This window comes from Variovorax paradoxus B4 (genome assembly GCF_000463015.1).
GTDB classification, from domain to species: Bacteria; Pseudomonadota; Gammaproteobacteria; order Burkholderiales; family Burkholderiaceae_C; genus Variovorax; species Variovorax paradoxus_E.
In genome coordinates this window covers 2,445,814-2,460,439 of the sequence record NC_022247.1, presented here as the reverse complement: position 1 = coordinate 2,460,439, position 14,626 = coordinate 2,445,814, and the positions used below count along the sequence as shown (strand labels likewise).

The 14,626-nt window shown below is 65.4% G+C and carries 15 protein-coding genes, 1 tRNA gene and 1 pseudogene; 5 read left to right on the top strand and 12 right to left on the bottom strand.

The features are described from left to right. Window positions 1–27: 27 nt before the first annotated feature. Together VAPA_RS11425 and VAPA_RS11420 are read right to left on the bottom strand one after the other, a co-directional pair. Window positions 28–663 (bottom strand): hypothetical protein, encoded by a 636-nt coding sequence (locus VAPA_RS11425; protein WP_021006931.1) that lies wholly within the window; start codon window positions 661–663, stop codon window positions 28–30. Window positions 664–722: 59 nt separating this feature from the next. After that, window positions 723–923 carry a hypothetical protein gene (locus VAPA_RS11420; protein ID WP_021006930.1) on the bottom strand — a complete coding sequence of 67 codons (201 nt, stop codon included), beginning with the start codon at window positions 921–923 and terminating at the stop codon, window positions 723–725. Between the two features lie 197 nt (window positions 924–1,120). Between VAPA_RS11420 and VAPA_RS33875 the strand changes: the two are divergent. Continuing rightward, window positions 1,121–1,326 (top strand): annotated as a pseudogene (locus VAPA_RS33875) (undecaprenyl-diphosphate phosphatase); the annotation flags it as partial. Between the two features lie 525 nt (window positions 1,327–1,851). On the opposite strand, the gene VAPA_RS11415 reads toward VAPA_RS33875, so the two are convergent. From VAPA_RS11415 to uvrB, 10 genes are all read right to left on the bottom strand, one after another. Next, window positions 1,852–1,926: transfer RNA gene (locus VAPA_RS11415), tRNA-Val, on the bottom strand. Between the two features lie 79 nt (window positions 1,927–2,005). Continuing rightward, complete coding sequence (gene dnaQ / locus VAPA_RS11410) at window positions 2,006–2,713, bottom strand: DNA polymerase III subunit epsilon (RefSeq protein ID WP_021006929.1); 708 nt, start codon at window positions 2,711–2,713, stop codon at window positions 2,006–2,008. A gap of 12 nt (window positions 2,714–2,725) precedes the next feature. After that, complete coding sequence (fdx, locus tag VAPA_RS11405) at window positions 2,726–3,064, bottom strand: ISC system 2Fe-2S type ferredoxin (RefSeq protein ID WP_021006928.1); 339 nt, start codon at window positions 3,062–3,064, stop codon at window positions 2,726–2,728. Between the two features lie 7 nt (window positions 3,065–3,071). Then, entirely contained in the window at window positions 3,072–4,928 is a 1,857-nt protein-coding gene (gene hscA, locus VAPA_RS11400) for a Fe-S protein assembly chaperone HscA (protein ID WP_021006927.1), read from the bottom strand. Window positions 4,929–4,934: 6 nt separating this feature from the next. Beyond that, window positions 4,935–5,453 (bottom strand): Fe-S protein assembly co-chaperone HscB, encoded by a 519-nt coding sequence (hscB, locus tag VAPA_RS11395; RefSeq protein WP_021006926.1) that lies wholly within the window; start codon window positions 5,451–5,453, stop codon window positions 4,935–4,937. 63 nt (window positions 5,454–5,516) lie between these two features. Continuing rightward, window positions 5,517–5,840 (bottom strand): iron-sulfur cluster assembly protein IscA, encoded by a 324-nt coding sequence (iscA, locus tag VAPA_RS11390; protein WP_012747263.1) that lies wholly within the window; start codon window positions 5,838–5,840, stop codon window positions 5,517–5,519. 1 nt (window position 5,841) lies between these two features. Next, window positions 5,842–6,261 carry a Fe-S cluster assembly scaffold IscU gene (gene iscU, locus VAPA_RS11385; RefSeq protein ID WP_021006925.1) on the bottom strand — a complete coding sequence of 140 codons (420 nt, stop codon included), beginning with the start codon at window positions 6,259–6,261 and terminating at the stop codon, window positions 5,842–5,844. A gap of 29 nt (window positions 6,262–6,290) precedes the next feature. Further along, window positions 6,291–7,511 carry an IscS subfamily cysteine desulfurase gene (locus VAPA_RS11380; protein ID WP_021006924.1) on the bottom strand — a complete coding sequence of 407 codons (1,221 nt, stop codon included), beginning with the start codon at window positions 7,509–7,511 and terminating at the stop codon, window positions 6,291–6,293. 76 nt (window positions 7,512–7,587) lie between these two features. Beyond that, the gene (iscR, locus tag VAPA_RS11375; protein WP_007828186.1) at window positions 7,588–8,124 is read right to left on the bottom strand and encodes a Fe-S cluster assembly transcriptional regulator IscR; all 537 of its coding nucleotides are present in this window, start codon (window positions 8,122–8,124) and stop codon (window positions 7,588–7,590) included. A 234-nt stretch (window positions 8,125–8,358) separates the two neighbouring features. Next, complete coding sequence (uvrB, locus tag VAPA_RS11370; RefSeq protein WP_021006923.1) at window positions 8,359–10,476, bottom strand: excinuclease ABC subunit UvrB; 2,118 nt, start codon at window positions 10,474–10,476, stop codon at window positions 8,359–8,361. A gap of 105 nt (window positions 10,477–10,581) precedes the next feature. Between uvrB and VAPA_RS11365 the strand changes: the two genes are divergently transcribed. From VAPA_RS11365 to VAPA_RS11350, 4 genes are all read left to right on the top strand, one after another. Further along, window positions 10,582–11,778 (top strand): amino acid aminotransferase, encoded by a 1,197-nt coding sequence (locus VAPA_RS11365; protein ID WP_021006922.1) that lies wholly within the window; start codon window positions 10,582–10,584, stop codon window positions 11,776–11,778. Window positions 11,779–11,936: 158 nt separating this feature from the next. After that, window positions 11,937–13,352, top strand: coding sequence for a polyhydroxyalkanoate depolymerase (locus VAPA_RS11360; RefSeq protein WP_021006921.1), 1,416 nt, complete (start codon window positions 11,937–11,939; stop codon window positions 13,350–13,352). Then, complete coding sequence (locus VAPA_RS11355) at window positions 13,349–13,984, top strand: RnfABCDGE type electron transport complex subunit B (RefSeq protein WP_021006920.1); 636 nt, start codon at window positions 13,349–13,351, stop codon at window positions 13,982–13,984. Before VAPA_RS11360 ends, VAPA_RS11355 begins: the two co-directional genes overlap by 4 nt. Continuing rightward, window positions 13,981–14,619: a LysE family translocator gene (locus VAPA_RS11350; RefSeq protein WP_021006919.1), complete on the top strand. Its 639-nt coding sequence runs from the start codon at window positions 13,981–13,983 to the stop codon at window positions 14,617–14,619. Before VAPA_RS11355 ends, VAPA_RS11350 begins: the two co-directional genes overlap by 4 nt. Window positions 14,620–14,626: the final 7 nt, after the last annotated feature.

The following is a 14,626-nucleotide window of genomic DNA, read 5'->3' as shown; positions in this document are numbered from 1 at the left end:
GAGCCCCTTCGGGCGGCCTGGCGGGGCTCATGGTGTGGCTCCCTTGACGGCCCTGAGCCCGCTCGAGCCGGCAAAGCGGTGCCGCGCCATCGGCACGATCTGCAGGCCGCGCTTCGAGGCGGTCAGCTCCACCGGCACCAGCACGTTGCCGCGCGCATCCTTGCCGAGCGCGCCGGCGATACCGCTGACCATGCCCAGCACGCCCTGCCAGGCAAAGGCCACCAGCGCCTCGCCCCAGGTGTCGACGATCAGCGCCGGGCCGTTCGGGCGGCGGTAGGTCGCCGCATAGAGGCCGGCGGGCTGCGGGTCGGTGCCGACCGCGAACACCACTTCGACCACGGCGCTGCCGGTCTGGTCGCAGCGCACCGGCAGCGTGACGCGGATCAGGCCGTCGGCCAGTTGCACCTGCAGCCCGGTCAGGCTCACGGCGAGTTCGTTCTCGCCCTCGACCCAGACCACCTCGTTGCGCCGGCTCGGGCGGTAGAGGCCGCTCGCGCGCCGCGCGGCGATGCGGAAGAACTCGGTGGCCTGCTTGGCTTCGAGCGACACCGGCTTGAAGACCTCGCCCTCGGCCATCGGCCGGGTCGCCGCCGCCGGTAGCCGTTGGGCGCGGCGCTCGGCCGCGACGAAGCGTGAATACTCTGGCGCGACTCCATCCGTCATGGTTCGGGACCCTTCAGGCAAGTGGTTCGCGAGAGTTCACCGCTCGCGGCGGTAGCGGCTCAGCCGTGGCGCTGCCAGCGCGACCGGATCGCGCTGCCGAGCCAGCTCACGACGAGCCAGGTCAACAGGAAGGCCCCCGTTTCCAGCATGAAACTGTGGAATTTGTAGAAGACCTCGGCGACGCCGAAAGACAGCAGAAGAGGGACGGCCTCGTCCACCAGTGCGCACTTGACGCCGGCGTTTCGGATGAGCGTGTACATCTTCTTTTCTTCCGGGGTGGTCAATGCGGCGCGAGCTTACGCGGCTCCCCGGTGCCTCACAACCGATCCAATGGCCGTATGACTTGTGAAATAGTTCACGCAATGACGGCGGTACGGCGTGCTGCGCACGCAGATCGTGCCGAGCGCCGCCTGAACGGCGCGCTCGCGACAATCGGGGCCTTTTTTCAGGAGCCCGCGTGGATATTGTTTTGCTGGCGAAAGGCCGCCGTCATGGGTATCGTCGAGGGCCTGACCGAGTTCGCCGATCTCGTCGACCGGCCACCTGATTCTGGCGGGCTCGCTGCTCGACTTCGACGACGACAAGGCCAAGGTCTTCGACATCGCGATCCAGACCGGCACGATCTTCGCGGTGATCCTGGTCTACTGGCAGAAGATCCATGCCTGTTGATTGCCGCCGAAAACTGACCCAAACGCTCGTAGTCCTCGTACTGGACTCCGCCCTCCGCCGGGATAGCCGCCATGGCCGATGCCAGTGCCTTGGCGCTGCCCACAACCGTCGTGGCAAACGAAGGGCTGGCGCCCATGGCGCCGAACCAGCCCCAGTCGAGCTCACCTTCCTTGCTCCGAACCCTGCCGCGCGTGCCAGCGATCCGCTTGCGGTCGGTCTCTGACAAATCTGCGAAGCTGCGGCCGTGCAAAAGCTCACAGGCCTTCTTAAGAACCAGAAGACGTCCGTTAACGCCGTGAATCTTGTCGCTGGTGGGGGTACGAACGCCGGCCTTCCGCTGAGAAATGGGGGTACGACACCCCCAAAAGCAAAGAAAACGCCTGCTGTACCCGCGGTTGTACCCCCGCGTTGGTCTGGCAGTCAATGCAGCGCTTTATACGTCCCTGTCTCGTAAGTCGCTGATTTCCCAATGAAAAAGGCCGCTGGCTGTATGTAGCTAGCGGCCTTTGTCTGATCTGTTGGTGGGCGGTGGAGGCTTCGAACCTCCGACCCCAGCAGTGTGAATGCTGTGCTCTACCCCTGAGCTAACCGCCCTTTCAACTCTTTGGCACCACCTGTGCGGTGCCTTGGAATTAATCGCGTTGCGCGAAGCCTTCGATTATGCCACAGGATTTCAGCCGTTTTGGCGAAACAGCGTGCGTCCGTTGCTGGATTTGTCGAGCTGCGACAACAGCGCTTCGTGCGCCGCAAGCTCCTGCTCGGCCGCCATGATCACCGGCAGGTCGAACTGGCTCAGGTCGATGGCCACCACCGTGGTGCCCTGTGCCGGCTCGTTCGAGCTCACGTCGATCAGCAAGGCATCCTGGCCGCGCGTGAGGTTGATGTACACGTCGGCCAGCAGCTGCGCGTCGAGCTTGGCGCCGTGGAAGGTGCGGTTCGAGCGATCGACGCCGAAGCGGTCGCACAGCGCGTCGAGCGAATTGCGCTTGCCCGGGTAGACCTGCTTGGCCATGGCCAGCGTGTCGGTCACCTCGCCCACGAAGCTGCGCAGCGGCGGCAGGCCGGCCAGCTCGAACTCCTTGTTGAGGAAGCCGACGTCGAAGGCCGCGTTGTGGATGATCAGCTCGGCGCCGCGCAGGTACTCGACGATATCGTTGGCCAGCGTGCCGAACTTCGGCTTGTCGCGCAGGAAGTCGGTCGTGAGGCCGTGCACCTTGAGTGCGTCTTCATGGCTCTCGCGCTCGGGATTGAAGTAGATGTGCAGGTCGTTGCCGGTGAGCTTGCGGGCGAACAGCTCCACGCAGCCGAGCTCGATGATGCGGTCGCCGTTCTCGGCGGAAAGGCCGGTGGTTTCGGTATCGAGGACGATCTGGCGCGACATACGGTGGCTCTTTCAATGATTCTCTTTGGCGTGGTTGATCGAGTACTTGGGAATCTCGATCGTCACATCTTCCTGCGCCAGGATCGCCTGGCAGCTGAGGCGGGATTGTGGCTCAAGGCCCCAGGCGCGATCGAGCAGGTCTTCCTCGCCCTCCTCGGCCTCGTTCAGCGAATTGAAACCCTGGCGCACGATCACGTGGCAGGTGGTGCAGGCGCAACTCATCTCGCAGGCGTGCTCGATGTTGATGTGGTTGTCCAGCAGCGCCTCGCAGATCGAGGTGCCGGCCGGCGCCGTGATTTCTGCACCCTGCGGGCAGTACTCGGGATGCGGAAATATCTTGATGGTGGGCATGTGATTCTCAGAGGGATTCGAGCTTGCGGCCCGACAGTGCGCGCGCAATGCCCGCGTTCATGCGCTGGGCGGCGAAGGCCTCGGTGTCGTTGGCCAGCGCCTTGGTGGCGCCTTCGATGGCCGCGGCATCATTGCCTTTCGCGGCTTCGCGCAACTTCGCCATCGACGCATCGATGACTGCGCGCTCTTCTTCGCTCAGCAGATCGCCGTCGGCATCGAGCGCGCTCTGCGTGGCAAGCAGCATGCGCTCGGCATCCACGCGCGCCTCCACCAGTGCACGCGCCTGCATGTCCTGCTGCGCGGTGGAAAAACTCTCCTGCAGCATGCTCGCGATCTGGTCGTCCGAGAGCCCGTACGAAGGCTTGACCGTCACGCTGGCCTCGACGCCGCTGCCCTGCTCCTTGGCACCGACGCTCAGCAAGCCATCGGCATCGACCGTGAAGGTCACGCGGATGCGCGCCGCACCCGCCGCCATGGGCGGGATGCCGCGCAGCGTGAAGCGCGCCAGGCTGCGGCAATCGGCCACGAGGTCGCGTTCGCCCTGCACCACGTGCAATGCGAGGGCGGTCTGGCCGTCCTGGTAGGTCGTGAAGTCCTGCGCCATCGCGGTGGGAATGGTCTGGTTGCGCGGCACGATGCGCTCGACCAGCCCGCCCATGGTCTCGATGCCCAGCGACAGCGGGATCACGTCGAGCAGCAGCAGATCGCCCGCGCCGTTGTTGCCGGCCAGCTGGTTGGCCTGGATCGCGGCGCCGAGCGCCACGACTTCGTCGGGGTTCAGGTTGACGAGCGGCTCGCGGCCGAAGAATTCGGCGACGGCGCGGCGGATCTGCGGCATGCGGGTGGAGCCGCCCACCAGCACGATGCCCTGCAGGTCCTCGGGCTTGAGCTTCGCGTCGCGCAGCGCCTTGCGCACCGCTGCGATCGTGCGGTCGGTGAGCGGTTGGGTGGCGGCATCGAAATGCGCGCGCGTCAGATCGAATCGGGCAGTGCCATCGGCAATCTCGGCTTGGAACGCCACGGAGTCGGCATCGGTCAGCGCCTCCTTGGCCGCACGGGCGGCCACCAGCACGGTGGCCTTGTCGGCGTCGCTGCCCACTTGCAGACCGGTTTGCGCGAGCACGAAATCGGCGAGCGCGTGGTCGTAGTCGTCTCCGCCCAGGGCCGAGTCGCCGCCCGTGGCAATGACCTCGAACACGCCCTGGGTGAGCCGCAGGATCGAGATGTCGAAGGTGCCGCCGCCCAGGTCGTAGACGGCGTAGACGCCTTCGCTCCCGTTGTCCAGGCCATAGGCGATGGCCGCGGCCGTGGGCTCGCTGATCAGGCGCAGCACGTTGAGGCCGGCGAGCTGCGCGGCGTCCTTGGTGGCCTGGCGTTGGCCCTCGTCGAAGTAGGCCGGCACGGTGATGACGGCGCCGTAGAGTTCGTCGTCGAAGGTGTCTTCGGCGCGGTAGCGCAGGGTGGCCAGGATCTCGGCGCTGATCTCCACCGGCGACTTGATGCCCGCGGCCGTCTGCACCTTGACCATGCCGCCCTCGTCCACCAGGCGGTAGGACATCGACTCGCGGTTGGCGATGTCGGCCAGTCCGCGGCCCATGAGCCGCTTGACCGAGGTGATGGTGTTCGCGGCGTCCTGCGCACGCGCGGCAAGCGCATCGAAACCGATCTGGCGCCGCTCGCGGTCGAGATAGCGCACGGCGGAAGGCAGGATCACGCGGCCCTGGTCGTCGGGCAGGCATTCGGCCACGCCGTTTCGCACCGCGGCCACCAGCGAATGCGTGGTGCCGAGGTCGATGCCCACGGCAATGCGGCGCTGATGCGGGTCGGGCGCCTGGCCGGGTTCGGAAATTTGAAGAAGAGCCATAACGGACTATTGTCCCAACTGATCGAATTTGGCTTCGACGTCCTGTCCGAAGCGCTCAATGAACATGAGGGCTCTCACCTGCTGCGCGGCGGCCGGATAGTCGCCCTTCTCGTCGATCAGCCAGTCGAGCGAGGAGAGCGCGCGGGCACGGCCGGCCTCGACTTCGGCCTGCAGCTGCTCGACCGCGGCGATGTCGCCGGCATCGTCGAGCGCCTCGCGCCATTCCATCTGCTGCATCAGGAAATCGGGCGGCATCGCGGTGTTGTTCTCGGCGTTCAGCGGTGCACCGTTGAGTTCGCAGATGTAGCTGGCCCGCCGGATCGGATCCTTGAGCCGCTGGTAGGCCTCGTTGATGCGCACCGACCATTGCATGGCCACGCGCTGCGCCGCGGCGCCCTGCGCGGCAAAGCGATCGGGATGGGCCTCGCGCTGCAGTTCCTTCCACCGCGCTTCGAGCGCGGCGCGGTCCTGCGCGAAGGTCGCGGGGACGGCGAACAGTTGAAAGTCGGTGTCGTTCAGGTTCATGGCAAAAAAAAGCCGCCAGCACATGACATGGTGGCGGCTGTGGTCGCTGTCAGCGACGGCGCATCAGATGCGGAAACTCTCTCCGCAACCGCAGCGATCCCGCTCGTTCGGATTGATGAACTTGAAGCCCTCGTTCAGGCCTTCGCGCACGAAGTCGAGCTGCGTGCCGTCGATGTAGGCCAGGCTCTTGGGGTCGACCAGCACCTTCACGCCGTGGTCTTCGAACACCACGTCTTCAGGCGCGAATTCGTCCACGTACTCGAGCTTGTAGGCCAGGCCGGAGCAGCCGGTGGTCTTCACGCCCAGCCGCACACCCACGCCCTTGCCCCGTTTGCCGAGGTAGCGGGTGACGTGGCGCGCAGCGGCTTCGGTCAGCGTAACGGCCATGTCAGTGGACTGCCGAGGGCTCGGCTTCTGCCGCCTTGGCGCCGTGCTTGGCCTTGTAGTCGCTCACGGCGGCCTTGATGGCGTCTTCGGCCAGGATCGAGCAGTGGATCTTGACGGGCGGCAGGGCCAGTTCTTCGGCGATCTGCGCGTTCTTGAGTGCCGCGGCTTCGTCGAGCGTCTTGCCCTTGACCCATTCGGTCACGAGCGAGGACGAGGCAATGGCCGAACCGCAGCCATAGGTCTTGAAGCGCGCGTCTTCGATCACGCCGGTTTCGGGGTTGACCTTGATCTGCAGCTTCATGACGTCGCCGCAGGCCGGCGCGCCGACCATGCCGGTGCCGACCGAGTCGTCGCCCTTTTCGAAGGAGCCGACGTTGCGGGGATTTTCGTAGTGGTCGATGACCTTGGATGAATATGCCATGGTGTACCTCTCAAACTTTGTTCAATGCGTCAGTGGGCCGACCACTGGATCGTGCTGATGTCGACGCCGTCCTGGAACATCTCCCACAGCGGGCTCAGCTCGCGCAGCTTCGCGACGTTGTGCTTGATGGTCGAGATGGCGTAGTCGATTTCTTCCTCGGTCGTGAAACGGCCGATGGTCATGCGCAGGCTGCTGTGGGCCAGCTCGTCGCTGCGGCCCAGGGCGCGCAGCACGTAGCTGGGCTCGAGGCTGGCCGAGGTGCAGGCCGAGCCCGACGACACCGCCAGGCCCTTGATGCCCATGATCAGCGACTCGCCCTCGACGTAGTTGAAGCTCATGTTCAGGTTGTGCGGCACACGGTGTTCGAGGTCGCCGTTGATGAACACCTGCTCGACGTCCTTCAGGCCGTCGAGCAGACGCTTCTGCAGGCGGCGCGCATGGGCGATGTCGTCCTTCATTTCGAGCTTGGCGATGCGGTAGGCCTCGCCCATGCCGACGATCTGGTGCGTGGGCAAGGTGCCCGAACGCATGCCGCGCTCGTGACCGCCGCCGTGCATCTGCGCCTCGAGCCGCACGCGGGGCTTGCGGCGCACGTACAGCGCGCCGATGCCCTTCGGGCCGTAGGTCTTGTGCGAGGCGAGGCTCATCAGGTCGACGGGCAGCTTCGTGATGTCGATGTCGATCTTGCCGGTGGCCTGGGCCGAGTCGACGTGGAAGATGATGCCCTTTTCGCGGCAGACATTGCCGATCGCGACCACGTCCTGGATCACACCGATTTCGTTGTTCACGAACAGCACGCTGGCCAGGATGGTGTCGGGGCGGATCGCGGCCTTGAACTTCTCAAGGTCGACGAGGCCGTTTTCCTCGACGTCGAGGTAGGTGACTTCAAAGCCCTGGCGCTCGAGTTCGCGCATGGTGTCGAGCACGGCCTTGTGCTCGGTCTTCAGGGTGATCAGGTGCTTGCCCTTGCCCTTGTAGAACTGGGCTGCGCCCTTGAGCGCGAGATTGATCGATTCGGTCGCACCCGACGTCCAGACGATTTCACGGGGGTCCGCATTGATCAGCTCAGCCACCTGGCCGCGCGCCTTTTCGACCGCCTCTTCAGCCTCCCAGCCCCAGGCATGGCTGCGCGACGCCGGGTTGCCGAAGTGCTCGCGCAACCAGGGGATCATGGCATCGACCACACGCGGGTCGACCGGCGTGGTGGCGCCGTAATCGAGATAGATCGGGAAATGAGGAGTGACGTCCATGGCTGGCTCGGGCTGGCGTGGGGTTGTTTCTTTGATCTGGGCTTCTCGCGGCAGCGCCCGCAGGCGCTCCACGGCTTCAGGACTTCGCGAAGGCGTTGCCGAGGGCAAACACCGAATTCGGCGCGTTCACGCGAATCGGCTTGACCACCGGCTGCGCGGAAATGGCGCGCTTGACGACCGGCTTGTTCTCGATCTGCACGCCCTTGGCGATCTGGTCGTCGACCAGCTTCTGCAGCGTGACGGAATCCAGGAACTCGACCATGCGCTGGTTCAGCGAGGCCCAGAGCTCGTGCGTCATGCAGCGGCCGGCTTCGCCGAGGCAGTTTTCCTTGCCGCCGCATTGCGTGGCATCGATGGGCTCATCGACGGAAACAATGATGTCTGCGACGGTGATATCCGCAGCCTTGCGGCCGAGGCTGTAGCCGCCGCCGGGGCCGCGGGTCGACTCGACCAGCTCGTGGCGGCGCAGCTTGCCGAACAGCTGTTCGAGATACGACAATGAAATCTGCTGCCGCTGGCTGATCGCAGCCAGCGTGACCGGACCGGTGTTCTGACGCAGCGCCAGATCGATCATTGCTGTGACCGCAAAACGGCCTTTGGTAGTGAGACGCATCGCAAGCTCCTTCAAGTGCTTACCGTTGAAATGACACCGTGCCCCAAGGCCGCGGTGACTTCGTCTCCGCCCTGCCCGACCCCTGGCGCTGGTGAACCAGCCGGTGGGATCGGTTCTTCATCGCGAAGTTCTTTTTTCTTGTTGTTGAGTATTTCGGTCAAGTATAGCAGAAGGCCCTGGAGTCTGCTCGGGTAAACCCCTGCGGAAACGGCTTGAAGAAACCGGAACCCCGGCCTAGGACGGCAGGATCGCGATATTGTCCCCGCCGGCGGCGCCAAAAGCCTGCTCCCGCAGCAGCGCCAGCTGGTCGCGCACCCGCGCCGCCTTCTCGAATTCGAGGTTGCGGGCATGCTCCATCATGAGCTTTTCGAGCCGCTTGATCTCGCGGGCGATGTCCTTTTCGCTCATGTCCTCGACCTTGGCGCGTTCCAGGTCGAGCTTGGCCATTTCCTTGCCCGTCTTTTCGCTGTAGACGCCGTCGATGAGGTCGCGCACCTGCTTGACGATGCTGCGCGGGGTGATGCCATGGGCCTCGTTGTGGGCAATCTGCCGGGTGCGCCGGCGCTCGGTCTCGCCGATGGCCTTCTTCATCGATTCGGTCATCCGGTCGGCGTACAGGATGGCCTTGCCGTTCAGGTTGCGGGCCGCGCGGCCGATGGTCTGGATCAGCGAGCGCTCGGCGCGCAGGAAGCCCTCCTTGTCGGCGTCGAGGATGGCGACCAGCGACACCTCGGGAATGTCCAGGCCTTCGCGCAGCAGGTTGATGCCCACCAGCACGTCGAAGCTGCCCAGGCGCAGGTCGCGCAGGATCTCCACCCGCTCGACCGTGTCGACGTCGCTGTGCAGGTAACGCACCTTCACGCCGTTGTCGCCCAGGTAGTCGGTCAGCTGCTCGGCCATGCGCTTGGTCAGGGTGGTGATCAGCACGCGTTCGTTCTTCTCGACGCGGATGCGGATCTCGCCCAGAACGTCGTCCACCTGGTGGGTCGCGGGGCGCACCTCCACCTCGGGATCGATCAGGCCGGTCGGCCGAACCAGCTGCTCGACCACGTTGCCGGCATGGTCCTTCTCGTACTGCGCGGGCGTGGCCGAAACGAAGATGCACTGGCGCATGCGCGTCTCGAACTCCTCCAGCTTGAGCGGCCGGTTGTCCAGTGCGCTCGGCAGCCTGAAGCCGTACTCGACCAGCGTGGTCTTGCGCGCCCGGTCGCCGTTGTACATGCCGCCGAGCTGGCCGATCATCTGGTGGCTCTCGTCGAGGAACATCAGCGCGTCCTTCGGCAGGTAGTCGGTCAGCGTGGCCGGCGGCTCTCCCGGCGCGGCGCCCGAGAGGTGCCGCGTGTAGTTCTCGATGCCCTTGCAGTGGCCGATCTCGGCCAGCATCTCGAGGTCGAAGCGGGTGCGCTGCTCCAGCCGCTGCGCCTCGACCAGCTTGCCTTGCGACACGAATTCCTTGAGCCGCTCGGCCAGCTCGATCTTGATGGTTTCGACCGCGCTCAGCACCTTGTCGCGCGGCGTCACGTAGTGGCTCGACGGGTACACCGTGAAGCGCGGGATCTTCTGACGGATGCGGCCCGTGAGCGGGTCGAACAGCTGCAGCGTCTCGATCTCGTCGTCGAACAGCTCGATGCGGATGGCCAGTTCGCTGTGCTCGGCCGGAAACACGTCGATGGTGTCGCCGCGCACGCGGAAGGTGCCGCGGGAAAAGTCCTGCTCGTTGCGGGTGTACTGCATGCGGATCAGCCGGCCGATCACGTCGCGCTGGCCGATCTTGTCCCCAACCCGCATGATGAAACGCATCTGCGTGTAGTCCTCGGGCGTGCCGATGCCGTAGATGGCGCTCACCGTGGCCACGATGACCGTGTCGCGCCGCTCCAGCACGCTCTTGGTGGCCGACAGCCGCATCTGCTCGATGTGCTCGTTGATCGAGGAATCCTTCTCGATGAACAGGTCGCGCTGGGGCACGTAGGCCTCGGGCTGGTAGTAGTCGTAGTAGCTCACGAAGTACTCGACGGCGTTCTTCGGGAAGAACTCGCGGAATTCGCTGTAGAGCTGGGCCGCCAGGGTCTTGTTGGGCGCAAAGACGATGGCCGGGCGGCCCAGCCGCGCGATCACGTTGGCCATGGTGAAGGTCTTGCCGGAGCCCGTGACGCCCAGCAGCGTCTGGAACACCTCGCCGTCGAGCACGCCCTCGACCAGCCCTTCGATGGCCTTCGGCTGGTCTCCGGCCGGCGGATAGGGCTGGAAAAGTTCGAAAGGCGAACCGGGATATTGGATGAATTCGCCCTGCTTTGCCGGACCGATCGGGTCCAGTTTCTTCAGGTCTGCTATGGCTTCGTTGTTCTCTGGCATGGCTGTTCCCGACAGGTGGCGCTCGCGCCGGTAAAATTCAAGGCAACCGGAAAGGATAAAGCCTCCTCCGGTTGCAGCGAAGCTTTCATCCCAAAGGACCTTTCCATGTCTATGTTCACCGCGGTCGAAATGGCACCGCGCGACCCGATCCTCGGCCTCAACGAGCAGTTTGCAGCCGATACCAACCCCAACAAGGTCAACCTCGGCGTCGGCGTCTATTACGACGACAACGGCAAGCTGCCCCTGCTCCAGTGCGTTCAGGCCGCCGAACAGAACATGATGAAAGCACCGACCGCGCGCGGCTACCTGCCGATCGACGGCATCGTGGCGTACGACAACGCGGTCAAGGCACTGGTCTTCGGTGCCGACAGCGAGCCCGTGCAATCGGGCCGCGTGGCCACCATCCAGGCCATCGGCGGCACCGGCGGCCTCAAGGTCGGCGCCGATTTCCTCAAGAAGCTCAACCCCCAGGCCAAGGTGCTGATCAGCGACCCGAGCTGGGAAAACCACCGCGCCCTCTTCACCAACGCGGGCTTCGAGGTCGAAAGCTATCCCTACTACGACGCCGCCAAGCGCGGCATCAACTTCGACGGCATGCTGGCCGCGCTCAACGCGGCGCCCGCCGGCACCGTCGTCGTGCTGCACGCCTGCTGCCACAACCCGACCGGCTACGACATCACGCCCGAGCAGTGGGACCAGGTCGTCGCCACGGTCAAGGCCAAGGGCCTGGTGCCCTTCCTCGACATGGCCTACCAGGGCTTCGGCTACGGCCTGAAGGAAGACGGCGCCGCCGTGGCCAAGTTCGTCGATGCGGGCCTGACCTTCTTCGTCTCGACCTCGTTCTCGAAGAGCTTCAGCCTCTACGGCGAACGCGTGGGCGCCCTCTCGGTGCTGTGCGAGAACAAGGAAGAAGCCGGCCGCGTGCTGTCGCAGCTCAAGATCGCGATCCGCACCAACTACAGCAACCCGCCGATCCACGGCGGCGCCGTGGTGGCCGCGGTGCTCGGCAACCCCGAGCTGCGCGCCCTGTGGGAAAAGGAACTCGGCGAAATGCGCGTGCGCATCAAGGCCATGCGCCAGAAGCTGGTCGACGGCCTGAAGGCCGCCGGCGTGAAGGAAGACATGAGCTTCATCACCACGCAGATCGGCATGTTCAGCTACTCGGGCCTCAGCAAGGACCAGATGGTGCGCCTGCGCAACGAGTTCGGCGTGTACGGCACCGACACCGGCCGCATGTGCGTGGCCGCGCTCAACAGCAAGAACATCGACTACGTCTGCGCGTCGATTGCCAAGGTCATCTGAGTGACAGCAAAGTGTGAGGGAATCCTTCCTTGACGATTCCTTCACATTCTTGGTCCCGAAACGGCCCTTGCGGCGGGGTCGATGTAGGGGTTAGGCCCCCTGCAATGCAGCGCGTGCGCTGATATATTGCACCGCAACATTCCACTCCCAGACCAGCGATGCTCTATCAACTCTACGAAGCCCAGCGTTCCCTGATGGAACCGTTCTCGGACTTCGCCCAAGCGGCGTCCAAGCTCTACGGCCAGGGCGCCGTATGGGGCCAGTTGCCGATGGCCCAGCGCATGGCCGCCGGCTACGACCTGCTCTATCGCCTCGGCAAGGACTACGAGAAGCCCGAGTTCAACATCAAGTCCGTCAAAGTCGACGGCGAAGACGTGGTGATCCAGGAGGCGGTCGAGCTCGACAAGCCTTTTTGCGAGCTGCGCCGCTTCAAGCGCTTCACCGACGAACCGCACATCCTCAAGACGCTCAAGAGCCAGCCCGTGGTGCTGATCGTGGCGCCGCTGTCGGGCCACTACGCCACGCTGCTGCGCGACACGGTGCGCACCATGCTGCAGGACCACAAGGTCTACATCACCGACTGGAAGAACGCACGCCTCGTGCCCATGTCGGAGGGCGAGTTCCGCCTCGACGACTACGTCAACTACGTGCAGGAGTTCATCCGCCGCCTGCAGGCCGAGTACGGCAACTGCCACGTGGTGAGCGTGTGCCAGCCGACCGTGCCGGTGCTGGCGGCCGTGTCGCTCATGGCCAGCCGCGGCGAACAGCTGCCCCTCACCATGACGATGATGGGTGGCCCCATCGACGCGCGCAAGTCGCCCACCGCGGTCAACAACCTGGCGATGAACAAGAGCTTCGAGTGGTTCGAGAACAACGTGATCTACCGCGTGCCGCAAGGCTTTCCGGGCGAGGGCCGCCGCGTGTACCCGGGCTTCCTGCAGCACACGGGCTTCGTGGCCATGAACCCCGACCGCCACGCCAGCAGCCACTACGACTACTTCAAGGACCTCATCAAGGGCGACGACGCGAGCGCCGAGGCCCATCGCAAGTTCTACGACGAGTACAACGCCGTGCTCGACATGGACGCCGACTATTACCTCGACACGATCCGCACCGTGTTCCAGAAGTTCGAACTCGTGAACGGCACCTGGGACGTCAGGAACCCCAAGGGCCAGATCGAGCGCGTGCGCCCGCAGGACATCCATTCGACCGCCCTGCTGACCGTCGAGGGCGAACTCGACGACATTTCGGGCTCGGGCCAGACCGAGGCCGCGCACAGCCTGTGCACCGGCGTTGCCGCTTCGCAGCGCGAGCACTACGAAGTCAAGGGCGCGGGCCACTATGGCATCTTCAGCGGCCGCCGCTGGCGCGAACTGGTCTACCCCGAGGTGCTGAAGTTCATCGCGGCCCACGACCAGCCCCAGCGCCGCGCCGGTGCGCGCGAAAGCCTGCCGGCCGAAGACCGGATCAAGCCGGGGCGGAACACGGCTGCCGTTGCAGCCAGCAAGAATGTCGCAGCCAGGAAAGCGGCGGCGGTTGCCGCCGTCAAGAAGCCCGCGGCACGCAGGAAGTGAACGGGCTGGCCGCACGCATCCACGATGCACTGCCGCAGACGCAGTGCACACGTTGCGGCTACCCCGATTGCGCAGGGTATGCGCAAGCCGTGGCTGACGGCCAGGCTGGCATCAACCAATGCCCGCCCGGCGGCGCGGAAGGTGTTGCCAGGCTGGCGCGGCTCACCGGCCGCGAGGCGCAGCCTATCGCCCCGCAGTTCGGCACCGAAGGGCCACGCGCCATGGCGGTCATCGACGAAGCCTGGTGCATCGGCTGCACGCTCTGCCTGGATGCCTGCCCGACCGACGCCATCGTGGGCATCAACAAGCGCATGCACACCGTGATCGAAGCGCACTGCACGGGCTGCGAGCTTTGCATTCCGGCCTGCCCCGTCGATTGCATCTCGCTCGAGGTCGAGACGCCGGGCCGCAGCGGCTGGCAGGCCTGGTCGCAGGCACAGGCGGAGGCCGCGCTGGGGCGCTACAAGCTGCATGCCGAGCATCGTCGTACCGACAAGCGCAAGGGCGCGGAAGAAGCGCCCGCCATCGCCGAACCGCAGGCTGCCGACACGCGCAGGCGATCCATCGTCGAAGCCGCGCTGGCGCGTGCCCGCGCCGCCTCGCAACAACGACCACCCGCCGCCAAGCCATGACCCTCGACACCCTGCTCATCTACGTCGTCGCCTCGATCGCACTGGCCGTGATCCCCGGCCCGACGATGCTGCTGGCATTGTCCAACGGCATCGACGGCGGCATGCGCCGCGCAAGCTGGGGCATTGCCGGCGCGTCGCTCGGGAGCGTCACGCTGATCGCGGTGGTTGCGCTCGGGCTCGGCTCACTGCTGGCCGCGTCGGAACTGCTCTTCAACGCGATCCGCGTGGCGGGTGTCGCCTACCTGGTCTGGCTCGGCGTCAAGCTGTGGCGCAGCGACGCAACCGACCTCGGCACGGCGCTGGCCAAATCCGCCATCGAGGTTCGCCCGCATGGCCGCGTCGCGCTCATGCGCAGCCTGCTCGTCGCGCTGTCGAACCCCAAGACGGTGCTGTTCTTCGCCGCTTTCCTGCCGCAGTTCATCGACATCGCCAAGCCGCAGGGCACGCAGTACCTGCTGCTCGGCGCGATCTTCGTGGCGCTCGACACCTGCGTGATGCTGGCCTATGCGGCCGCCGGAACGCAGGCCGTGCGCTGGCTCTCGCGCCGCGGCCTCAAGATGCTGAACCGCAGCTGCGCGGCCGGCATGTGGCTGCTGGCCGCAACGCTGGCCTTCTGGCGCCGTCCAGGTACCTGAACAGCGC